Origin of the sequence: Kolteria novifilia (genome assembly GCA_007748055.1) — a bacterium.
Lineage (GTDB): Bacteria > Planctomycetota > Planctomycetia > Kolteriales > Kolteriaceae > Kolteria > Kolteria novifilia.
In genome coordinates this window covers 1119427-1141542 of the sequence record CP036279.1, presented here as the reverse complement: position 1 = coordinate 1141542, position 22116 = coordinate 1119427, and the positions used below count along the sequence as shown (strand labels likewise).

General features: G+C 62.0%; 16 protein-coding genes. 4 read left to right on the top strand and 12 right to left on the bottom strand.

Going from position 1 to position 22116, the window contains the following annotated elements:
- Positions 1 to 13 precede the first annotated feature (13 nt).
- Positions 14 to 655, bottom strand: coding sequence for a hypothetical protein (locus Pan216_RS04240; RefSeq protein ID WP_145255271.1), 642 nt, complete (start codon positions 653 to 655; stop codon positions 14 to 16).
- A 313-nt stretch (positions 656 to 968) separates the two neighbouring features.
- On the opposite strand from Pan216_RS04240, the gene Pan216_RS04235 reads away from it, so the two are divergent.
- Positions 969 to 2414 (top strand): cytochrome ubiquinol oxidase subunit I, encoded by a 1446-nt coding sequence (locus Pan216_RS04235; protein WP_145255268.1) that lies wholly within the window; start codon positions 969 to 971, stop codon positions 2412 to 2414.
- Positions 2411 to 3439 carry a cytochrome d ubiquinol oxidase subunit II gene (cydB, locus tag Pan216_RS04230; protein WP_145255265.1) on the top strand — a complete coding sequence of 343 codons (1029 nt, stop codon included), beginning with the start codon at positions 2411 to 2413 and terminating at the stop codon, positions 3437 to 3439. Before Pan216_RS04235 ends, cydB begins: the two co-directional genes overlap by 4 nt.
- An 80-nt stretch (positions 3440 to 3519) precedes the next feature.
- Here cydB and pyk read toward each other — a convergent pair whose 3' ends face one another.
- From pyk to Pan216_RS04215, 4 genes are all read right to left on the bottom strand, one after another.
- On the bottom strand, positions 3520 to 4959 hold the full coding sequence (gene pyk, locus Pan216_RS04225; protein WP_145255262.1) for a pyruvate kinase: 1440 nt from the start codon (positions 4957 to 4959) through the stop codon (positions 3520 to 3522).
- Between the two features lie 95 nt (positions 4960 to 5054).
- Complete coding sequence (gene pepF, locus Pan216_RS04220) at positions 5055 to 6875, bottom strand: oligoendopeptidase F (RefSeq protein ID WP_145255259.1); 1821 nt, start codon at positions 6873 to 6875, stop codon at positions 5055 to 5057.
- 229 nt (positions 6876 to 7104) lie between these two features.
- Positions 7105 to 7266, bottom strand: a complete 162-nt coding sequence (locus Pan216_RS28050; RefSeq protein WP_419193245.1) for a hypothetical protein — start codon at positions 7264 to 7266, stop codon at positions 7105 to 7107.
- A 124-nt stretch (positions 7267 to 7390) separates the two neighbouring features.
- Positions 7391 to 8728: a hypothetical protein gene (locus Pan216_RS04215; RefSeq protein WP_145255256.1), complete on the bottom strand. Its 1338-nt coding sequence runs from the start codon at positions 8726 to 8728 to the stop codon at positions 7391 to 7393.
- Between the two features lie 265 nt (positions 8729 to 8993).
- On the opposite strand from Pan216_RS04215, the gene Pan216_RS04210 reads away from it, so the two are divergent.
- On the top strand, positions 8994 to 9290 hold the full coding sequence (locus tag Pan216_RS04210) for a hypothetical protein (RefSeq protein ID WP_145255253.1): 297 nt from the start codon (positions 8994 to 8996) through the stop codon (positions 9288 to 9290).
- 58 nt (positions 9291 to 9348) lie between these two features.
- Here the strand turns inward: Pan216_RS04210 and Pan216_RS04205 are convergent, their stop codons facing one another.
- Positions 9349 to 12000 carry a right-handed parallel beta-helix repeat-containing protein gene (locus Pan216_RS04205; protein ID WP_145255250.1) on the bottom strand — a complete coding sequence of 884 codons (2652 nt, stop codon included), beginning with the start codon at positions 11998 to 12000 and terminating at the stop codon, positions 9349 to 9351.
- Between the two features lie 456 nt (positions 12001 to 12456).
- Between Pan216_RS04205 and Pan216_RS04200 the strand changes: the two genes are divergently transcribed.
- Complete coding sequence (locus tag Pan216_RS04200) at positions 12457 to 13356, top strand: polysaccharide biosynthesis/export family protein (RefSeq protein WP_145255247.1); 900 nt, start codon at positions 12457 to 12459, stop codon at positions 13354 to 13356.
- Between the two features lie 197 nt (positions 13357 to 13553).
- Here the strand turns inward: Pan216_RS04200 and Pan216_RS04195 are convergent, their stop codons facing one another.
- From Pan216_RS04195 to Pan216_RS04170, 6 genes are all read right to left on the bottom strand, one after another.
- Entirely contained in the window at positions 13554 to 14081 is a 528-nt protein-coding gene (locus tag Pan216_RS04195) for a ChuX/HutX family heme-like substrate-binding protein (protein WP_145255244.1), read from the bottom strand.
- 64 nt (positions 14082 to 14145) lie between these two features.
- Positions 14146 to 14937, bottom strand: a complete 792-nt coding sequence (gene dapB, locus Pan216_RS04190; RefSeq protein WP_145255241.1) for a 4-hydroxy-tetrahydrodipicolinate reductase — start codon at positions 14935 to 14937, stop codon at positions 14146 to 14148.
- A 34-nt stretch (positions 14938 to 14971) separates the two neighbouring features.
- Complete coding sequence (locus tag Pan216_RS04185; RefSeq protein WP_145255236.1) at positions 14972 to 16162, bottom strand: NPCBM/NEW2 domain-containing protein; 1191 nt, start codon at positions 16160 to 16162, stop codon at positions 14972 to 14974.
- 11 nt (positions 16163 to 16173) lie between these two features.
- Positions 16174 to 17229 (bottom strand): prenyltransferase/squalene oxidase repeat-containing protein, encoded by a 1056-nt coding sequence (locus Pan216_RS04180; protein WP_419193244.1) that lies wholly within the window; start codon positions 17227 to 17229, stop codon positions 16174 to 16176.
- A 2-nt stretch (positions 17230 to 17231) separates the two neighbouring features.
- Positions 17232 to 18125 (bottom strand): hypothetical protein, encoded by an 894-nt coding sequence (locus tag Pan216_RS28045; protein WP_419193243.1) that lies wholly within the window; start codon positions 18123 to 18125, stop codon positions 17232 to 17234.
- A gap of 2 nt (positions 18126 to 18127) precedes the next feature.
- The gene (locus Pan216_RS04170) at positions 18128 to 22066 is read right to left on the bottom strand and encodes a DUF4175 family protein (protein ID WP_145255230.1); all 3939 of its coding nucleotides are present in this window, start codon (positions 22064 to 22066) and stop codon (positions 18128 to 18130) included.
- Positions 22067 to 22116: the final 50 nt, after the last annotated feature.

Sequence of the window (22116 nt, the reverse complement as noted above, 5' to 3'; positions counted from 1 at the left end):
CGGTGATCGCGCCCTATTGGCTCGCGGATGGTGACAAGGTCGACCAACGGGCGGCCTCGAAGGGTTCGACGATGTCGACAGGCTCGAAGGAGACGGGACGCAGCTCTCCGACGGACGTGGTCCGTTCAACGGCCTGGAGCGTTTGCTCCCGGAGTACTTCTTCGGGAATGACAACGCCCGGACGCAGCGTCCGAAGGGCCTTGGCGACCGTCACGATCTGGCGCTCCAACTCAACCTTCACGGCGGCCAGCTCGTCGGCGATCCTCGTGTTGGGGACTTCCTCATTCGTCACGTGAAAGCCGACGCCCCCCTCCTCGGTCGGTTCCCACGTCATCGGCCGAACGGACTCTCCATTCCCGAGCATTCGCTGCTGCCGGACGACGACGTACTGACATTCGCGCAAGGCGCCAAGGAGTTGAAGCAGACGCTGTTCGGTGAGGGAACTGGAGGGGAGGACGACAAATCCCTCCTCGACGCGATGAGGAGTCACCGTCCGTTCAAGAAACCGCATCACGAAGTCACTCCGCGCGGCTCCGGCCCGCTGGGCATCGGCCAACACGACCTCGTGCGTATCCCCCACCATGACGAAAAGGATCGCGAGAGCCACCAAGGCGATGCCGCAGACGACGACTTCGAGACGCTTGCCGTTTCGCATCGCTCAGGCTCCCTCGTTGCATGCCACCGACCGGCGTGGTCCAGTTGGCCAACCCATGGTCACTTGGCGGAGATAGCGTCGTTTGGACAACAGGGGAAGGTCAACTGGAGCCTCTCGGAGCCTTTCTGGCGGGTTCCATTCGCCAAGGTGGGCAAGGAAGCGGAAATCCGTAGCATGAGGCGAAAATCAGATGCTACTCCTAAACGTCAGGAGAACGTCACCTTGGCGGTCCAAGCTCGGGCGCTCGTCCCGCCCCGGCCCATCGGCCCGCGACGTCACTCCTCGGCATGACATCGCAACGCGGAGGTAGGCAATGGACGTGGTATGGCTTGCACGGGTGCAATTCGCCCTTGCCGTGATGTTCCATTACATCTTTCCACCGCTGACCATCGGCGTCGGGCTCTTGATGGTCATCATGGAAGGGACCTACATGCGGACCCGCAATCCCATCTATGAGGCGATGGCGAAGTTCTGGACCAAGGTCTTCGCCGTCAACTTCGCGATGGGAGTCTCGACCGGGATCGTGATGACGTTCCAGTTCGGCATGAACTGGGGGGCCTTCTCCAACTACGTCGGCAACATCTTCGGAGCGGCACTGGCCGCCGAGGGCATCTTCGCCTTCTTCCTCGAGTCGGGTTTTCTCGCGGTCCTTCTGTTCGGATGGGATCGCGTCTCACCGCCGGTCCACTTCTTCGCAACGATCATGACGACCTGCGGCGCGATCTTCTCCGCCGTTTGGATCATCATCGCCAACTCCTGGATGCAAACCCCCGCCGGCTACCAAGTCGTGGAATTCCAAGGTGTCCCCCGCGCGGAGCTGACCTTTTTCTGGGACATGATCTTCAACCCGTCGACCGTGCCGCGTCTGATCCACACCCTGATCGGTTGCTTCATCGTCGGCGCGTTCTTCGTCATGAGCATCTCGGCGTACTACATCGTCCGCAATCGCTTCGTCGACTTCGCCAAACGCAGCTTCACGATCGCGCTGCTGGCGGCGCTAGTCTATAGTTTCGTCATGATGTCCTCGGGCGACTTGATGGCCCGGACCGTCGCCTTTTACCAACCCGAGAAGCTGGCGACCTTCGAAGGTCACTTCAAGACCGGCGAGGGACCGACGCCGTTTCTGCTTTTCGGCGTCCCCGACGAGAAGGAACAGACGGTCAAGTACGCCCTCTACGTTCCCAAACTGCTGACGTTTCTCGTCTATCGCAACTTCACCACCCCGGTGAAGGGTCGCGACTACGTCAAGGATCCGGCCGATCGACCACCACTTTGGATCCCGTTTCTCTGCTACCACATCATGATCTACTCCGCGGGGCTCTTCGCGGGACTGACGTTACTGGGAGCGATCTTCCTTTGGCGCGGAACGCTCTTCGAGAAGAAGTGGCTGATGTGGATCTTCGTCTTCGCGATCATCTTCCCGTACATGGCCAACCATAGTGGGTGGATATGCGCCGAGGTCGGACGACAACCTTGGGTCGTCTATCACCAAATGAAGACCTCCCACGGCGTCTCCGCCGCGGTCAGCGGTGGCGAGGTGCTCGCGGGAATCATCATGTTCGCGGTGATTTACGGGCTCCTCTTCTTCGTCTGGATCTATGTCCTTTCGAGCAAGATCCTACACGGTCCCGAACTGCCCGAAACACCTCCGGAGACGACCACCGTCAAGGGTCTTCTCGGCGCCGCGGCCGAACGTATGCGTCCGGAGTTGAGCGAGATGGCGGACCAAGAGGATGAGTCAAAGGAGTCGCCCTCATGACCGAACTCGAAGTGCTGCAGTACGTCTGGTACATCCTTTTGGGTTTTCTCCTCGCGGGCTACGCCTGTCTGGACGGGTTCGACCTCGGCGTCGGCATCATTCATCCCTTCCAACGCGGGGACGACGAGCGGCGCACGGCGATGAACGCCATCGGCCCGTTGTGGGACGGCAACGAAGTCTGGCTGGTCACCTTCGGCGGAGCCCTCTTCGCCACCTTCCCGATCGCCTACTCGACCGCGTTCCAGGGCTTCTACATCCCGTTTCTGATTCTGCTGACGTGCCTAATCTTTCGTAGCGTCTCGCTCGAGTTTCGCAGCAAGCGTCCCTCACTCGTCTGGCGCTACACCTGGGACATGATCTTCTTTCTCTCGAGCCTCGGCGCGACCTTCCTCTACGGCGTCGCGGTCGGCAACATGGTCCACGGACTCCGGCTCGACGCGGAAGGGCATATCACCGACCGTCTGTGGAACCTGCTGCACCCCTACTGTCTCGTCGTCGGCGGACTCGCCGTCGCCACCTTCGCGATGCACGGCTCGATCTTTCTTTACATGCGAACCGATGCCAGTCAGCGCGAACGCACCTACGGCCATATCTGGTCGTGCATCGGGTTCTTCCTGATCTTCTTCTACATGGCGACCGTCTTCACGCTCTACTTCATCCCGTCCTCGACACGCAACTTCGTTCATTTCCCGTGGGCATGGATCATCGTAATCGGGACAATCTTCGCGATCGCCAACATCCCGCGCTCGATCTTCCACCATCGCCCCTTCCAAGCCTTCTTGTCGTCGTGCGCGACGATCTGCGGCTTGGTCGCCCTCTTCGGCATCGCGCTGTTTCCGAACCTGGTCACCTCGTCGATCAGCCCCGAGTACAGCCTGACTATCCATAACGCCTCCTCGGCGGTGAAGACGCTGCGAGTCTGCCTGATCATCGCGATCATTGGCATGCCCTTCGTGATCACGTACACGGCGTGCATCTACTGGGTCTTTCGCGGGAAGGTCCAGATGGGGCACTTCAGCTACTAGCGCGCTCGGGATCCGTTTTTGAAGCCGGCTCCGGCTACGTGCCGACGATCAGCTCTTGAGACGGAATAGGCGAATCAAGTTCACTCGCCCGACGACGCGCCGGTCTCCGGATCGGGATCGGCGCCGACGCGCCAGAGACGCAATGTCGAGGTGGTGAAGGGCTGGCCCGAGGGTCCAATGACCACGGCGATCTTGTCGCCCGGCTCGACGATTCCCGCGTCCTTGAGCCGCCGTTCGGCGAGCCGCGCCGCGGTCTGACCATCGTTGACCTTCTCGCATAGCACCGAGCGGATGCCCCATTGCAGCGCGAGCCGGCGACGAGTCTGGTCGTCATAACAGAACGCGATCACTAGTGAGTGAGGGCGATAGGCGGAGAGATAGCGTGCCGTCCGTCCGGTCCGAGTGAAGACCGCGACGGTCGCAAGATCCAAGTCGATCGCCGCCCGCGCGGCCGCGTGGGCCACGGCGTTGCGAAAGTCGGGATCGGTCTGGTGAGTGGCCGGAAGGATGGTCTCGTCGGAGGTGGCGCTTCCCTCGACCTCGCGAACGATCCGGCTCATCATCTCGACCGTACGCCGGGGATAGCGTCCCACCGCCGACTCGGCCGAGAGCATGACCGCGTCGGTCCCATCGAGGACCGCGTTGGCGACATCGGAGACTTCCGCCCGCGTCGGCTGCGGGTTATTGATCATCGACTCGAGCATCTGCGTCGCGGTGATCACCGGTTTGGCCCGTCGGTTCATCACGCGAATCATCCGCTTTTGGAGCATCGGAACCTTCTCGAAGCCGACCTCGACGCCGAGATCGCCGCGCGCGACCATCAGCCCATCGGCAATCTCCGCGATCGCCTCGAGATGGTCGATCGCGTCGGGTTTCTCAATCTTCGCGATGACGGGAATGTCACCGGCGCGCTCCTTCGCCGCTGTCACATCCTCCGGCCGGCGGACAAAGCTGAGCGCGAAAAAGTCGACGCCGATGCCCCGACAAAAGGTGATGTCCGCTTTGTCCTTCTCGGTCAGCGCGGGTGTCGAGAGCCCCGCCCGCGGGATGTTCAGTCCCTTGCGACTGCGAAGCTTCCCGCCCGCGCGGATCTTGCAATGGACATCCCTGCCTTCCGACTCGAGGACCTCGAGTTCCAGCAGTCCATCGTCGACGAAGATGGCGTCGCCCGGTTTGACATCGCGGGGAAGAGGTTCGTAGTTGGTGCCGACACGCTGGGGCGTGCCTACGATCTCGTCGGTCGTGAGGACAATCGAGTCACCGCTCTGGATCTCGACACCACCCTCCTCGATCTCGCCGAGCCGGATCTTCGGGCCGCACAGATCGGCGAGAATCGCGACAGGCTGGCCCATGCGGGCGGCGGTGGCCCGGATCGTCTCGAATGCTTCGCGATGGTGATCGTAGTCACCATGCGAGAAATTCAGCCGAGCGACGTTCATTCCCGCATCAATCAGTTGCTCGATGGCATCGGGACTCGACGAAGCCGGACCGATAGTGCAGACAATCTTCACACGACGCACGGCAGCATCTCCCTGTGGAGCATTCCGAGACCGTCTCAACAGACCGTTGGCCTATTCAATCCTGGTTGCAAGATCGGTGCCGCTCGAAGAATGGGCTAGAGCAGCTCGTCCAACTGATCCACCAGTTGTTCGAAGCGACGCAGCGCCGCCTCGATCGGTTGCGGCGAGCTCATGTCGACACCGGCATCGCGGAGGAGATCGAGCGGGTCCTTCGAGCAACCCGAGCTCAGGAAGCCAAGGTAGGCGTCGCGCTCCTTGGCTCCACCTTGGAGCACACCCTCGGAGAGCGCGATCGCGGCCGCCATCCCGGTCGCGTACTTGTAGACGTAGAACGCGTGGTAGAAGTGGGGAATCCGCAAGCACTCCAGCGACAGGCATTCGTCGATGCGGAACTCCTTGCCGAAGTAGGTCTCGAGCAAGCTGTGGTAGAGGTTCCGAAAGACATCGAGCGTCAGGGGTTTGAGGGACTCGGCGAACGTGTGTGTCTTTCTCTCGAACTCCGCGAACATGGTCTGGCGAAACATCGTCGCGCGAATCGCGTCGATCTCGCGGTTGATGTAGTAGGCCCGTTCCTGATCGGTCTCGGCGTTCTCGAGCAAGTAGTGGCTCAAGAGCTGCTCGTTGAAGGTGCTGGCCACCTCCGCCACAAAGATTCGGTAGTGGTAGTCCTGGTACGCTTGCTTCTTCACCGAGTAGTAGGAGTGCATCGAATGGCCCGCTTCATGGGCGAGCGTGAAGACGTGGTCGAGCACGTCCTCTTGGTAGTTCATCAGGATGTAGGGATCGCTATCGAAGCTGCCGGAACTGAAGGCCCCGCTCTGCTTGCCCTTGTTCTCGTAGCGATCGCACCACCGCCCGCGCAATCCGTTCTCGAGCACCGACGCGTACTTGTCGCCTAGCGGCGTGATCGCCTCCATGATCACCGAGACGGCTTGGTCCCAGGTATGGTGCTTGTGGATCTTGCCGACGATCGGCACATAGGTGTCGTAGTGGTGAATCGCCTTGAGCTTCATCGCGCGCCGCCGGACTTCGTAATAGCGGTGCAGCGTGGGCAGACACTTGCGCGTCGTCCAGACCAGATTCTCATACACGTCGACCGGGACGTTGTCGGGAAAGAGAGCCGCATGAAGCGCCGAGGGATGGTTGCGAGCCTTCGCGTAGTAGACATCCGTCAGGATCGAACCACGCAGCGTCGCGGCGATCGTTTGCGCGTGATGCTCGTACTCCTGGTAGTACTGCTTGAATGCCGCCTTGCGAACCGATCGTTTGCGCGACTGCATGAGCGACGCGAAGGAGGCGTGGCTCAGCTCGATGGTCTGCCCGTGCGCATCCTCAATGGTCCCGAAGCGAAGATCGGCATTGTTGAGCTGGGTGAACGTGTGACTGGCCGTCCCCGCCATCTCCGATTGCATCGCCAGCAGACGTTCCTCGTCCGGGCCCAGGGTGTGAGGCCGATGCCGAAGCATCTGGTCGAGCAATCGCCGATACTCCTCAAGCACCTTCTCCTTGAGGAACTTCCTCATCTTGGTGACGGGAATCGCGAGCAGTTCCGGTTGGATGAAGCTCGACGCTTGGGCGGCGAGACTCCCCGTCGAAGCGAGCTTGGCGAGCATTGCTTGGTAGGTGTCGTTCCCCTTATCCTCGGAAGAACGTAGGCTCGCGTAGACGCCGAGCCTCTCCCCCTGGCGAGAGACTTGCAGATCGAGCTTAATGCAGTCCGCGATCGTCTGGGCGCTCTTGCCAAGCTTGCCTCGATACTGTTCGTAGCGGGCGAACGACTTGCTCCAGCGAATGAAGGCCCGCTCCCAGGCCTTGTCGTCGGTGAAGAGACGCGACAGATCCCAGGTATCGGCTTCCTTGACCTTGGATCGGGGCGGCACACGACGGGATTTCGCACGATTGGCTGAGGTCGACATGAGGTTACTCCATCTCGAGAAAGATTCGTCGCGAACCACGACCGCGCGGAAGCGCTCGTTTCGCCAGTCACGGCGTGTCGCCGTCGTTTCTCTCTCGAGAAGCTACGGACAGGACTCCCTACGGAGCGAGACTAAGCTTCGATCAACGGGCTGCTAGGGGGGTAGGATACCGATCAGAGCCGATGAGGCGAGAGGCTCTCGAGAGAACTCGCGAGCCATCGGGTTGGCATCAGGGCTCGGCCGTCGCTTGAGGGCGAGCCGTCGGCGATGGTTCGGCGGGCGGATCGGGAAACTCGCCGAAGATGCGAAAGAGCATGGCCGCGACCATCAAGCCGATCATCCAGACCGCGATCACAATCCCAAAGGTGCGAATGGAGCGTCGACTTGCCAAGGACCAGCCTTTCTTGCTTCGGACACGATGCCTGTGGTGACTCCTCTTATCTTACTGATCCCCGCGAGAGAGGGACGTACGAAGCCGGCGACGTCGAGCGAGTCCGGCCCTGGCGACGATGACCTCAGGAGACCACTCGATCGAGGAAGCGCTGCGCCACGTCACTCGAAAGCAGCAGGATGAGCACGACGACCACCAGCGCGCCGCCGACCCACACCCAGGGGTTCTTTAGGTCGAGCATCGCATCGGAACGCTTCGTCTCCGCTCGGAAGGAGGGACCGAAGTCGACCGTCGAGATCTCGATCGTTCCAACAGGCTCCGACAGGTCGGCCTCGGCGACAGGGTGCGCCAAGTCATCGGAGCCCGAGACGATCGGCTCGAGGACCACTGGTTCGGCGATCGCCGGTTGGGACACCGTCGACCTGGCGTCACTCGGCGGCGCCAAGGTGGCCGTCTCGGTGACCATCGGCGAGGCGACTACAGCTTTCTCTCGCGGCGTTTGGACCTTCAGTACCCCTCCCAGCACCGCGACGGCGGACACCGCTTGTGTCGCCGGTGGCGATTCGTCCTCGAGCCGAGCCTCGAAGGGCTGCTCGATTGACGTGCGACGATCACCCTCGACCAAGGAGAAGACGATTCGCCCTTTCACCCCAACCAACGGACTCTCATCGAGCAACCGCAGAGGCTGCGTCCATCGTCGTTTCGTCGGCCCCTGGATCAACCCATCTCCCGTGTCGCCGGTATCGTGCGGCAACTCGAGAGGCCCCTTCGGCTCGACTCCGGTCATCTCGTCGATGAAGAGCCGCGAGGGGGCATACGCCGCGCCCTTGCTCCGCCCGATCGGCACCAGACGCATCCCGTCGAAGACCGAAACATCGAGATGCAGCGCGACGCTGTCCGCTTCGCTCTCCCGACGGAGCACCGCGCGCAGCGTTGGCCGCTCGCCCACTTTGAGCGTCCTCGACTCCGCGAGGACGCCAAGGGATGTCGAGAACGGCAGGCCACTCATCAGGTAGGAACGCCCCGATTCTTCGTGGGTGATCAGACAGTCGACCGTCCCCTCGATCGGGATGGCGTTGACGTTGACGACCTTCCGAATCAGGAGTCGACGGCGAAAGACCGGACTCTCTCGGTAGTAGCGAACGACGCGCAGATGGAATCGGGGCTCCCGCTTTTCGAGGGCTTCGGGCGACTCAAAAGCCTCGAGAGGAACGTAATAGCGCGACGGATTGAACCGAATGCGTGTCGGCATCACCGACCCCGCGACCTGTTCGGTGTCGTAGGCGACATACCCCGACGGGATCCGAATCTCGAGCGAGAGAAAGACCTCGCCACCAGGCAAGGCCGAACGTGGTATCACCGAGGCTTGCACCCGCACGCGCGGGCGGCGCGGCTCGTCGCCTAGTAGCGACGTCGACAGCAGCATCAGGGTTAGTAGCAGAGGAACATAGACACGAACCATCGGACCGGTGCTCGCTCCAAGATGAGACCAAGTGACCAACCACGCCGCGGTCCGGTTATTCCAATCGTGTTGGTTGGAACGCGATCGCGCGGAGTCCCCCATTCGATTCATCGTCACGTCGTTCGGTGTCGTGGAGACTTGGAGAGGTCTTTTTGCGCCGAGAGGTGGTTGGAGCGGTCGGGGTGGGCGAATAAAATTGGTTGCAGGAGAGGGTCGCGTCTCGCGCCCCCAACATTGGCGGGAATCAGGTCGCGGGGGAAATGTCTTGAAGTCCCAACTCACGGTCAGCGTGTGGTCGATCGCCATCGTCGCCACGCTGGCACTGACGGCGGTCGCTCACGCTTGTCCGATGTGCGCGGAAGCTCTGGACAACACGACGGGCCAGGCCGGCGGCAGCCTCGCGGGCGGTTTCTACTACAGCATCCTCTTCATGTTGAGTCTGCCCTTCTCGATCATCACTTTCTTCGGCGTGATGTTTTATCGCCTGCACCGCAAGTCCCTGCTCGAGGCAGGCGAGTTGCCTGGCGCCGACCCGATCGAGTCCCCATCGTCGTCCACCTAACAGCCCTGGTCCATCTGACTCGTCGGGCGCGATGCCCCACGAAGAGTCCTCGTCGGACCTACTCCTCATCGATTTCGAGGTAGTCCTCGTCGGTGATCGACTCGAAGATGCCAATCTGCTCGATGGCTCCCTCGTTGCCGCCGAGAGCCTCCTCGACGATCGAGAAGGACGCACCCGTCGACTCGAGCCGGAAACCGCTGTCGCTCGAGTTGCCGAGCATGTAGATCGACATCGTCGACGCCTCCTCGTTCCGCGCGGAGAATGCCATCGTTCCCGTGCTCTGGTTGTTAGCCTGGAAGAGGATATCGTCGACAATCGCCTTCAGGTTGGCATTCCCGTGCGACGTCAGCAGTACCCCTTCCCCGGCGCTGTTGGCGATGTTGGACTGCGAGATGCGCAGCGAGACTTTGCTGTCATCGCTGGCGTCGGCGACAAATCCATGAGCGCTGTTGTCAACGATGGTGCTTCCCCACTCGATCCCGGCGATGCTCGAGCCGGTGGTGAGAAGCCGCGTCCCGGCGCCGGCGTTGTTCTGAAAGACGTTGCCGTAGACCGAGACGAGCAACTCCGTCTGGTCGGCTCCTTCGATTCGCACCGCGTCATCAAGCCCACCATCGACGATTGTCGACGCCAGCGTTCCCGTGACCAGCGAGGTATCGCGCATCGTTAGGAGCACTCCCGTGCCTTGGGGACGTAGGATCGTGTTGTTGATCGCTCGGATCTTCGTGTAGCTATTGCCAGATCCATCAAAAGAGAGTCCGATCCCGCCCGCATCGGTGATCGCGTTGTTCTCAATGTTGGCTTCCAGATCGGCCGAGTCCCGCGCCACCATCGACACGCCGGTGCCGGGACTGTCGACAAGAACGTTGCTGGAAAAGGTCACTTCGGCGTCGCTCTCGCCTTGAGCGGTCACGATCACCGCGGGCGCGTTGGTGGTGATGCCGGAAGCGTCGATCGCGTTTCCGGTGAGCGACGCGTCGAGCACTCCCCCTTGGGCGGTCACGACGATCGCCGAGTCGGTCGTTCCCTCGATCGTGTTGCCCTGGATACTGAATCCTAGATCACCCGCTCCCTGTTCGATCGCGATGCCGCGTCCGCCGAATCCGGCTCGTCCCGGATTGACAATCGACGTGTTCTGAACGAGCCCTCCTCCGAGGAACCCGGTGAGACGAATCCCATCACCGCCCGCGTTGAGAATGGTCGTATCGCGAACCGCGGCGTTGGTGATGCCATCTCCCACGATGGCGGTCCCACCGGCGCCGTCGATCGTGAAGCCAGCGACCTCGTTGCCGTTGGCGAGCCGAATCGCGACATCGGGAGAGGTGATCACCGGGGCACCGCCACTCGTCTCTCCGGGAAGGACGAAGAGCCCCTTGCTGCTGTTGATCAGATGGCTCGTGCCCTCACCCAGGAGATGCTGGTAGTCCTTGAGCACGATTCCTTGGTCCATGCCCCGCGCGGTGCCATCCCCACGACGAACGTAGATGTACTCGCCGACATCCGACGCCGCCTCGGCTTGGCCGAGCGTGCCGTAGGGATCCTCGAACGTCCCCGATCCACCACTGACCGTATTGTCGACGTGGTAGAACTGAAGCGCCGAGCCGGTGGTGCTGACGGCGAGTTCCGGCTGCGAGTCACGAAGGACAGCGATCGCCCGCTGTCGCTGTACCGGATCGCCGAGTCGATCGATGAATTCGAGCGAGCGCTTGTTCCGAGCGGAATTGCGTCTGTAGAGTCGGTAGGCTCCCTGAAAGACCACGGTCGTGTCGAAGAGCGTGTCGTTCTCCACCGCGAGTTGCAGGAAGAGGTTCTTGGTCACGCGAGCGGCGATCCGCCCACGGGCGCCATAGGCCTGAGGCGTGTCCTCCCCCTTGTAGTGGTACCAACCGCCGAACCCACGAAGCTCGAACGCTCGGTAGGCCCAGAGGAGAGCTCCCGCCTCCATGTCCAGGCCGGTCAGGGCCGTCTGGTAGTCCTGCAGGAAGTAGACGTTGTTACCACTGAAGTAGGGATCGTGGACGCCACCGACGGTCTTGCGAGTGCTACCGACCGGCGCGTAAACGTTCGTCCGAAAGTCCCAGACCTCGCCGAGGGTCTCCACGCCGACGCCGATCTGGCTGAAGGTGCGCTGTCCCGTGTCGCGGTTGTCGTAGTAGGAGTATGCTCCAAAAATCCGGTTGAATCGCTTGCTGTAGAACCGGTGGCCGAGTCCGAGATTGGTGCCGAGGGCGGCTGAGTTCGAAAGGAGCAGGTTCCCATCGAAGAAGGTAATGTTGCGTCCCGGCGCCTCTAGCAGCGGGATGAATCCCTCGAACGATGTGAAGCTCTCCCGATAGCCGATGCCTGGTCCGGTATCGTGAGCGATACCGACGCGCGGTCCGATCCCCCGGAGAAAGCGCTTGGGCGCCGAGTCGATGATGTCGACCGCCTCGCCTCCCTCTTCGATGACCTCGTCACCGATGTTGGACATCTCCGACTTGGCGGCGATGGTCTCCTCATCACTCTCGGAGGCGGAAGCCTCGATTGCCACGGGGGGCGGGGGAGTCAACTCGCTCGGCAGATCGATAGGTTCGACCGCCACGACCTTCGCCTCTTCGACGGGTCGGTTGCGTTTCAACGATTCGTCTCCCGTCGCGGCCTGGTCGGCCAAACCGGGAGCTGCGCACGCCACGATCACCAGAAGCGCCGCAAGATCGTACCGATGACCCATGGGCACCGGCTCCTCTCTCGTTCGAGTTTTTTGGATAATGGCGCGAACGGATACGGCAGACGCGATCCTGTGTCAACCGCGCCTTGAACGAACGAGCAGGAATGTCGATTGCCGCGAGGACCAGTTCCTCTCATCTCCACCAGCGAATCGACGAAACATGCCACGTCGGAGGCGACCTGACCGGTTCCGTTGGGTCCTAAGAGTGGGTCACGCGGACGATTCCCCTCCCGTCGAGCGACGAAACCCCAGTCGAAACCGAACGAAACGCGGAAAATCTTACGCAGTGTGACGCACTTTCGCCACATTCGCTGTCCTGCGCTGTCAAGTCATTCTTCGCGATTGACCGATCTAGGCAATGAGCAAGGATTGCTCGGACTATGACGGCACAGGCCGCAACCGGTGCGAGAAGGTGCCGGGCTCGTCACGACAAACCGCACAAGGAAGTGGGGAATCACGATGCGCGCTCTCCCGAGCTCGTTCGTTCAGCAACTCTGTTTGTTGCTTTCGATTGGACTGATGGTCGGCTCCGGGCTGGGATGCTCGTTGACCCCGGGCGGAGGCCTCGTCGCTTTCCCCCATCGGGAAAAGCTCTCCGAGTGCGCCGAATTCGTGCGTCAACAGAACCCCCACGAACTGGCGGTGCCGCGCGAACTCGAGAAGACCGTGATCCCCGCCTACATCGTCGAGCCGGGTGACGTCCTTCTGGTCCAGGCCGCCGACTTCGACTCCCCTGCCCGGCTCCCCACCGATCAGCCGGTCCTCGCCGACGGCACTATCGACCTGGGTCGCTACGGACGACTGATGGTCGCCGGCCAGACCGCCGAGGAGATCGAGGAGACCGTCACCCACATCGTCAACAAGAAGACGAAGGATGCCGGGGCGATCACCGTGCGGATCATCGAACGCCAGAGCAAGGTCTTCTATGTCCTCGGCGAGGTCAACGCCCCCGGGGCCTACACGTTCATCGGCCGCGAAACGGTCCTTGACGGCATCCTGACGGCCGGCGGCTTGACCGACCGGGCATCGCGAGATGACATCATCGTCAGCCGTCCGACTGCTCCGCCGGATTGTCGCGTCGTCCTGCCCGTCTGCTACACCAACATCGTCCAGCTCGGTGACACCACGACGAACTACCAACTGATGCCGGGTGATCGCATCTACGTCACCGACCGCAACGTCTGGAAGGATGCGTTCAAGAAGAACAAGAAGAAGCTCTGCGAACGGTTCTGCTGCGGCCCGCAGTGTCGCTGCCCGGAGGTTCCCGGCCAAGCGGGTTGCGTCCCGATGTACCATCCGCCGGTGCCCTGTCCGCCGACGCCGACGTTCGTGCCGCCTAGCAACGACACCGCTCCCTAGTGCGGAGAAGCGACCGAGTCGCTCAGGCTCGACTTGAGTGTTGAAAGATGAGGTCGGTCGAACCAGAACGTCCGACCGAGAAGGATGTCGGTCCCACCGACTGTTGTCCACAAGTAGCTGTGTGGGCCACCGGCTGGTTGCCCGTCAGTGACCATCGGTTTCATGTTGGGCGACCCGCCATCCAAACTCATACGGACCTAGACCAAGCCCTTCAGCCCAAAGCGTTCCCGCAAGTCGTCAAAGAGCTGACGCCGCTCGGGAGCGGGAGCGCTGCCGCCAAACGAGAGGAAGACCTTGAAGGCCGATCGGCCTGTCTTTTCGAAGAACTGGAAACTGAGCGTCGAGACCCCGTCCATGTGACTCGGTTTCTCGACCGCGAAGATCGCACCGAGTCGATCGTAGCGAATGTGCATGTCCAGCGACCCACTCTGGACATTGAAGTAGGGGCCCGACTTGCTGAAGCCTCCAAACGTCCCTTCCGCCTCGATCGCGACCGTCCCCGTGTTGACGATAACGAAGACATCGCCCAACGGCTCGAAGGAGCGAAACACCTCCTCCCACGAACCGAGATCGAGTTCGACCGACCGCCCATCGGGCAAGTAGCGAACGACCTCGCATTCGGTGATGCCCAACGAATCGGCGACGTGCGGCGTCATTTGCCGAGGATTGTGCTCGAACGCCTCGCGCACCATCTCGGCGATCTGTTTCTTCTCGTCCTCGCCCACGATCACTCCTTGTCCGGGGGTGGTCACCAATAGGCCCCGTCGACTCACAACGCCAAAATGTTTGCTAGAACCCGAGCACGTCCGCCATGCCGTACTCGCCCGGCGCCTTCCCCGCGAGATACGCCGCCGCCGCGACCGCTCCGGAGACGTACGAGTCCCGACTGCTTCCCTTGTGCACCAGCTCCAGCGTTTCGCCAAGCGTGCTGAAGACGACGGTATGTTCGCCAACATTGTCGCCGGTACGAAGCGCATGGACACCGAGTTGATTTCGCGGACGTTCGCCCGTGATTCCCTCGCGGCCATAAACCCGTTCGGTTAGACCCATCCCCTCCTCGACGATCTCGGCGAGTTTGAGGGCCGTTCCGCTGGGGGCATCGACCTTGTAACGGTGGTGACGTTCGATGATCTCCGCGTCGAAATCGCGTCCCCGAAAGATCTTCGCGGTGTCGGCCGCGAGCTTCATCAGGACGTTGACCACCAGGCTGCAATTGGCCGCAACCATCAGCGGAATCCGCTCGGCATACGTCATCAGACGTTCGCGATCCTCGGCGCTGAATCCCGTTGTCGCCACCAGCAGGGCGGTTCCCTGCTCGGCACAGCGTTCCGCAAGCGCCAGCGACGCTTCCGGAACCGAGAAGTCGATCACCGCGTCGAGATCCTTGGGCATCTCGGCGCTGACCTGGACGCCCACGTCCCCCAAGCCACAGACCTCCCCGATATCGTTGCCCAACTCCTTGGAGTGGGACGATTCGAGAGCCGCCGCCAAAGCGACGTCGGGATGAGCATGAACCGCCGCGACGACGCGACGCCCCATCCGTCCACAGGCACCATGAACTCCAACACGAACTACTGACACGACAAACCTTCCTTGAGTCGAGGGCGTGAAGGGGCTAACGGACCATGCGAGCGTCGGCCCAATCCGCGTAGTCCTGGACGTCTCCACGACTCGCGTAGTCGACCACGAGCGTCAGCCGTTTTCCTCCGGCGATATCCACGTTGATGGCCGCCGGCTCGCTACGAACCGTCATCTCCCCGCTGTCGAAACGAGTCTCTCCGTCGACAAGCACGAGAAAGCGAACGCTCGCGAGATAGCCGGCGGCCCGGTCCAGCCCCGCGATCGCCTCGAAACGTTCGTAGCTGCCGACATCATACGAAAGTGAGCTGTGGCTCTTGACGCCGATTCCCTTCGTGTAGACGGTTTCCCCGATGCGGATCGGCTGACCGAGCACATTGAGATCCTGCCGCCGCTCGCGCCGATCGTCCCAGTAGGCTTCCGCGACCTCTTCGACCGGTTCGAGGTCCGACAGGTATACCGCGCGTCCGTTGTACATCGTAACATCGACCAACAAGCGGGAATCGATCTCGACCGGCAGACCGATCGCCGTCATCGCCTTCAATTCCCACCCGTCGGTCGTCATCTCGCTGACACGAATCGAACTGCCATCCTTGAATCGCAAGAGCGCGTGCAAGCCCTCCGGAGCCCGATAGTCGAGGAGGGTCGGATCGATCGCCAGCGCCGCGACGACCTCGCGATCGACTTGCGCTTCCGCGTCATCCTTCATGATCTCGACGTTGGCGGAGGAGAGCTTCAAAAACAGACCGGTCAACGCGTCGCCGTTCTTCAGAAGGACTTGGTCGCCCGTGCGCTTCCCCTGGCGAATCGCCCGCGTGAGATCCTCGATCTTCTCCTTGGTCGCGTCGACGCTCTCAAGCAGGATCACCCCCTGAACCACCGTGAGAGGAATCTCGAGCCGACCGTTGAACTTGCCTTGGAGGACGACCGTTTCCTCCTCGCTGGTCATGATGTCCCCGGCAATCACCTCGCCGGTGGGGAAGAGAACCTGCGAGCCCTCGGGACGGGCCAAGGCGCTGTTGCCGACGACTTGCAGCGAGATGACGTCGGCCAGATCGAAGGTGACCTCGCTGGCGTCCTTCTTCCCGCGAAGGGTCCACCGCTTGCCGAAGGATGCCTCCTCGAGCTTGGTGAGCTTGCCGTCGGCTCCCTTCACCTCGACGGTGAGCCCGTCGGCCGACGCGACGCCCGCCAGCGTGAACAACAAGATCGCGGTCAGTCGAAACAAGTCGGTAGGTCCTAGCGTTGGAAGATGGGAAGGTAGCCGTTGGGCATCTGCAGGATGATGCAAGCCATCGCGGTACCGTACTCGGGACAGATGGTGTCGGCCCAACTGCCGTCGGGGCGACTGCGACGATTGAGCTCATCGCGGATAGCGGGATACCAGACGAGCCAATGATCATCGCCCGACTGATACATCGCCTGAACCGCGTAGTAGTGGCCGTAGAAGTAGTGGCTCTCGCGGCGGTTCTGCCGTCCCGGAATATATTGCATCAGGTACTCGAGCCCGTGCTCGATCTCGTTGCCTTCGTAGATTCCGGTGCTGTAGAGCGCGACGATTCCCGCGGCCGAGCGGGGAAAGGCGCTGGGGCCGGCGTTGATCATGTAGCGAAACCCGCCATCGCCGTTTTGGCTACGACGAACGTACTCGACGCACTTGTCGATCGTGCTGCGCGGGACGTGGATGCCGGCGTTGCGCGCGGCCCGCAGCGCCATGATCTGACACACCGAAACGGAGATGTCCGCGTCGGGCGTGCGCTGGGGTTGGTAGCGCCAGCCCCCTTGATTGTTCTGGGAGAAGATGATCAGTTGGATCGCCTTCTTGAGTTTCTCCCGGATGTCCGCCCGCCGCGTCATCCCGTAGACCTCGGCGAGAAAGAGCGTCCCGAAGCCATGATCGTACATTGGCCCGTGCGAGGTCGAGCGTGGCACACAGATGAACCCCGAGGGCGAGGTGTTATCGAGGATGAAATCAACGAGTCGATCGAGCGGTTTGCCGTAGGGCCCCTCGCCGGGAGTGCTCCCACTACTGAGCAGCGCGAGCCCCGACAGGGCGGAAACCGCGATGTTGTCCGCGTACTGACCACTGCCGATCGACCCTTGCGGATTCTGGCGGCGAACCAGGTACTCCAGGCCCGCGTTGATCGACCGCTGCGTGTTCGGCGTGACGAGGATCAAGTCGTCGCCGGCCGCGACCAGCTCTTCCTTGGCTTCCGGAGGGTCCGCGTCTTGGGCGACCGACGCCGTCGTGAGAAACAGAAGTGCCGCTAGGACGACCATGTTGGCAACTTTCACGGCTACTCCGATCCCCGGCTCGACTCGGTGGCGATGCGCGTGTAGTACTTCTCGAGCAACTCGCGGTAGCGCGGCAAGAAGTCCTCTTTCGCGTACTGGCTCATCTCGTCGCGCATCAACGCCCCGAGATGTCCCCAGATGTCGCGCTCGTCTTTGTCCTTCCCCAACTCCTCGCGACCGACGGCGCCTCGCGTCGCGCGTTTGGCCGGCTCCTTGCCGACCTGTTTGCCCTGCGAACGCTGTTGCCGCTGGCCACGCTGTTGTTGTTGCTGCTGTTGCTGTTGTTGACGTCGCTTCTTCTGCTGCTGTTGTTGCTTCTTGTTCTGGTTCTGATTCTGGTTGTTCTGTTGCTGGAGCAAGACTTCCAAGTCCTCGAGAATCTTCTTCTGAAGTTCGACCGTATCCCCCGAGGCGTCGAGCCGCGCCAAGCGTTCCTCGACATCCCGCATCCGACCGCCGGCCCGCATCAGCGGATCGGCCTCTTCCTCCGCTCCTTCGAGATCCGGCACCAGGTCACGCATCAGCTCTCGATCTAGGTCGGTCTTGCCGCGCGGCTTGGCGTCCGGTCCGGGGATGAGCCGATCGGGAACGACGGGCGCTTCCTCGTCGAGTGTCATCTTCTTAGCATCATCCTTGGTACTCTTGCGACGCTTGAAGAGGGTCGGTTTCTTCTTCGACTTCTCCTCGGAAGCCTTCTCGCGGTCCTTTGCCGCGGATGCCTTCTCCTCCTTGGAGGACGCTCTCTTGGAAGACTCTTCCTTAGGCTTCGTCTCCTTGAAGGAAGTCTCCTTGGACCCTTCGGCCGCGACCTTCGCGGGAGGTGTCTTCTCCTTGACCTCGCTCTTCGCGTCGGCACCCATCTGCAGCACGACCAACAACAGTAGCGGCGTCATCATCGTCATTCCTCCTTCGGGCCATCGCCCGGCAGAAGTGGCTCTTCCTTCGGCTCGGTCATGTTGCGCACCAAGTCGGCGAGCTTGCCCTGCATCTTGCTAAGACGGACGAATTCCTTCTCCTGCAGTGGCGAGAGCTTGCCGTTGCGTCCCTTCACACCCGTCAGACGCGTGGTCCGTTCGTTGATTTCCAACTGAAGGGATTTTAGGAGTTTGATCTGAGCAGTCGGCGGCAAGCCGTCACCTCCCCCCTGACCGCCCTGTCCTTGGCCCTGGCCTTGACCTTGCCCCTGCTGACCGCCCTTCTTCTTACTCGGATCGTTTTTGAGCGAATCGAGCAACTGGGCGAAGCGTCGGATCGCGCTCTCGACTTCGAGTTGCGTTTCCTCCCCAGTGTCGCGCCGCGCGAGCCGGCCCGCCGCCGCGTCCATCGACTCGACCGCTTGCTCGACCACGAGGACAAAGACCTTGGCATTGGGCAACTTCTCGATGAGCGAACGGGCCTCCTCGGCGAGCCCCCCTTCCGCGCGGGAAAGCGACAGGATGCTCTGAAGCTGCCCCCGGGTCCAACGCCCCTTCTCCTCCTTCAGCACGTTGAGCCGTTCGATCTCGACCCGGACGCCGATCTGACGTTCGTGGATCTGGCGAATCGCGTCGGCGATCTTCGCGAGTTGCTCCTGGGCAAGCTCCTCTTCCGCCTGGCGAATGTCCTGCTGAAGTTGCTGCTGGGCCTGGGCGAGTTCCTCGAGCGCCTCCTCTTGTTCCTGCTCCCCTTGTTGGCCGCCCTGCTGTTGCTGCCCCTTGCCACCCTGCCCCATGCGACGAGCGGCATTGCCCATCCGTGAGGCGGCCCGGCCGGAACGTCGACTCGCTTGACGGGCCTGGAGCCGCGAAAGGCGCCGGGCGAACTCCTCGGTCTTGCGTTCGAGTTCCTGCTGCCGGCGCGAGAGACGTTTCAGTTCCTCCTCACGCTTCTTCGGATCCTGGATCTTCTTAGCTTCCTCGGTCTTCTTGCGCAGGAGCCGTTGTTGCTCCTCGATATCCTTCAGCTCCGACGCCGCCTGCTTGAGCTGCTTGACCAGTCGGGCCAGCTCCCGTTCGCGACGGTTCTCCAGGGTCTGCAAGAGATCATTGAGTTCACTGGCGATCTGCTTCTGGTTCTTCGACGCCTCGCCAAGCTGGTTCTCCCCGACGTTGCGAGCGGCTCGGGCCATCTTCCCACCGAGGTCCTTCTTGCGAACGTTCTCGAGCGCCTCCTTGAGTGTTTCCGACGAGACCGGATCCTCCTTGCTCACCGAGTCGGAGAGCTTGCCCATCTTCTCCTGAAGCCTGAGCAATTCATCGCGGATATCGCCCTGTCGTCCGGCGACTTTCGCCAGCTCGGCCTTTTGATCGGCCGTCAGTTCACTCTTCTTCTTTCCGAGCGTCTCCTTGCCGAGCGTCTCGATTCGCTCGGCGATCTCTTCCTGCTTTTCCTGTAGATCGCGGGTGTCGCTGATGACCTGCCAGATGGTCTCCCACTTGTCGAGCTGGTCGAGCATTTGCGCCAGGGAGTCCTCGACACGCTCTTGGTTCTCGTCGGCCTCCTTGAGTTCCTCGGCTTGACGCTGGGCACTGCTCGAGCGCGGTGGGAATGGCTGGCTGGCACTCGTCGACGCGGTCGCCTTTTCCTGTTTGGCCTTGCCCGCTTTCCCGGCCTCTTGCGAATCTTGCGAGTCACCAGATTGCTCTTGCCCACTGGCCTTCGCGGAAGCCTTCGCCTGTTTCGGGTTCGACTTGGACGACGCTCCCCGAGAGGCGGTCTTCGGCGACGCGCCTTGAGAGGCGGTCTTTGCCATCTCCCCCTTCGAAGAGTTCTTGCTCGAAGCGCCCTTCGATTCCGCGTTCTTCGACTCGCCGCTCGCTTCGCTCCGCTTGCCGTCTTGAGATGCTGAGGAGCCCTTTTGCTGCCCACCCGCGTTGGATTGCCGGGACCGAGGGGGTGTCCGCGGTTGCTGCGATCCTTGAGACTCCTGGGTCTTCGCGAGCTTGCGGGCGCTGGTCAGCGAACGCGAGATCTTCGGAAGCTGCTGTTCGGCCACCCGTCCCAGTTCCGAACGAATCAGCACCAGTCGCTTGCGCGTGCCGACGTCGTCGACCTTGTTGTCGTCGAGTTCGCCGAGCATGTTGTCGATGTCGCGAATGAGGCTCTGATCCGAGAGGGAGACGCGTTCGTGAATGCGGCGTTGCATCATCTCGGCCGCCTGCAATTGTTCGAGGTCGGGCCGATCGAGCTTGCCGACGATCTCCATCTGCTTGCGTAACTCGGCGACGGTATCGTGAGCCTTCGTCTGGAGTTTCAAAAGTCGCTGCAATTCCTCGCGAACGAGCCGTTGGCGATTCTCGATCTGACGCACGAACTCCTTCTTGTTGACAATTCGCAAGCGGATCTCGCGGCTAAGGCCGACGTTGGGCTTCGGGTCGTCGAGGTGATCGAGGGCGGCGACGTGAAAACGGACCACCGACCCGTGGCTGAGTTTGAGATCCTTGATCGGCCACTTGAACTCGACCAACTTCCGTCGCGGTGATTCATTCGACGAAAAGAGTTCGATCGGCTTGGTGGGCGCCGGATTGTCCTTCGGTTCCTCGCCGGGAGTGGCGACGCCGTCGATCGCGTAGCGAAGCTCCGCCTTGGTGATCCCGAAGTCGTCCTTGACGATCGCGCGGAGCGGGAGTTCGACCTCGGAAGTCACCTCCTGATCGCCGCGCGGCTCCTCGATCGCGATCTCGGGCTTGGCGTCGGCCAAAGCGTTGACCCGATGCCGGGTCGGCTGGCGGTTCTCATTGCTCATCCCCTCCTGGTCCGACAGGATCACGCGGTAGGCGCCATCCTCGGCCACGGTGAACTGAGCGCGGAGCGTGTTGTCCCCCGAGACCGTCGCGGAGGTCTTCTCGCCCGACTCCCACAGCAGGAAGGCCTCCGAGAGCGGCTTGCTCGACTCCGCGTGGACCGTCACCCTCGAGCCTCGCACCGCCCGGATGTGACCGCGTCCCTCGGGCAAGCTCACCGGTTCCATCTGGGTGTAGTCGGGATACTCGAGATCGACCCGCAGGCGAGCCACTTCCGGGGCCGGCACGACCGCCACGTCCGACCACTCGGTTTCGGCATCGCCGGCGACGACTCGGTAGGCGAAATCCCGATTGGCGCTCTCGAGCCCACCGCGGAAGGAGTCGTCCTTGCCGGGGCGAAGGGTATCCGCCGGCGGCTCCTCGCCATCCTCGAACCGGTAGTAGACGTGGACTTTGTCCGGGACCACGCCCTGGACGCCGACTACCACTTGGAAGGGGTCCCCCTTGGCGATCTTCACCGGAGCGGTGACCTCAGTGATCAAGGTCTGCTTCGGCCAGTCGACCGGTCCGAACGGGTCGACCAGTCGGCGCAGCGCGATCGACGCGTTGGCGGGCGATACCCCGAAGAGACAGACCGCGAGGATGACGGACGCCGCCAGCCAACCACCCATCAACTGGACCGGGCGATGGTCGACCACGTCGTTGAACCGAATCTTGTCGACCCGTTCGAGCGTCGCATTGATCACGTGCGATCGCAGCCGCGACGAACCGGAAATCTCGTCGTGGGGATCGGCATGCATGAAATCGATCGTGCTGCTGAGGTGCTCGCCGAGTTCCGGATGGAGTCGCTCGACGCGCAGCGCGATGTCGAGGTCGCGCACGTGGAGCAGCAGCGGTTGGAAGACGTAGCGGATCGCCAGCAAGGTCGCGCCGCCGAGTAGCGTCAGGAGAAAGAGAAGCCGCATGCCGCTGGAGACGTGAAGCAGCCAGTCGACGACCGCCGCCAATGTCACGCCCGCGACGAGGGCGACGAGAATCCAGGCGATGCCGTGCAGCAGCACCACACGGCGCAGGAGTCGGCGGCTTTCATTGAGTCGCTCGGTCAAGCGATCCATGTCGATACCTCGGCGGGCTATTTCTCGTGTTCTGTTCCAACTTGAAGTTT

What these genes read in the sequence shown, in the direction of transcription:
- pepF (WP_145255259.1), bottom strand. Translation starts at nt 6,875, where the DNA reads ATGTCGACCTCAGCCAATCGTGCGAAATCCCGTCGTGTGCCGCCCCGA.
- Pan216_RS28045 (WP_419193243.1), bottom strand. Translation starts at nt 18,125, where the DNA reads ATGATGACGCCGCTACTGTTGTTGGTCGTGCTGCAGATGGGTGCCGAC.
- Pan216_RS04200 (WP_145255247.1), top strand. Translation starts at nt 12,457, where the DNA reads ATGCGCGCTCTCCCGAGCTCGTTCGTTCAGCAACTCTGTTTGTTGCTT.
- Pan216_RS04170 (WP_145255230.1), bottom strand. Translation starts at nt 22,066, where the DNA reads ATGGATCGCTTGACCGAGCGACTCAATGAAAGCCGCCGACTCCTGCGC.
- cydB (WP_145255265.1), top strand. Translation starts at nt 2,411, where the DNA reads ATGACCGAACTCGAAGTGCTGCAGTACGTCTGGTACATCCTTTTGGGT.
- Pan216_RS04235 (WP_145255268.1), top strand. Translation starts at nt 969, where the DNA reads ATGGACGTGGTATGGCTTGCACGGGTGCAATTCGCCCTTGCCGTGATG.
- Pan216_RS04240 (WP_145255271.1), bottom strand. Translation starts at nt 655, where the DNA reads ATGCGAAACGGCAAGCGTCTCGAAGTCGTCGTCTGCGGCATCGCCTTG.
- Pan216_RS04205 (WP_145255250.1), bottom strand. Translation starts at nt 12,000, where the DNA reads ATGGGTCATCGGTACGATCTTGCGGCGCTTCTGGTGATCGTGGCGTGC.
- Pan216_RS04215 (WP_145255256.1), bottom strand. Translation starts at nt 8,728, where the DNA reads ATGGTTCGTGTCTATGTTCCTCTGCTACTAACCCTGATGCTGCTGTCG.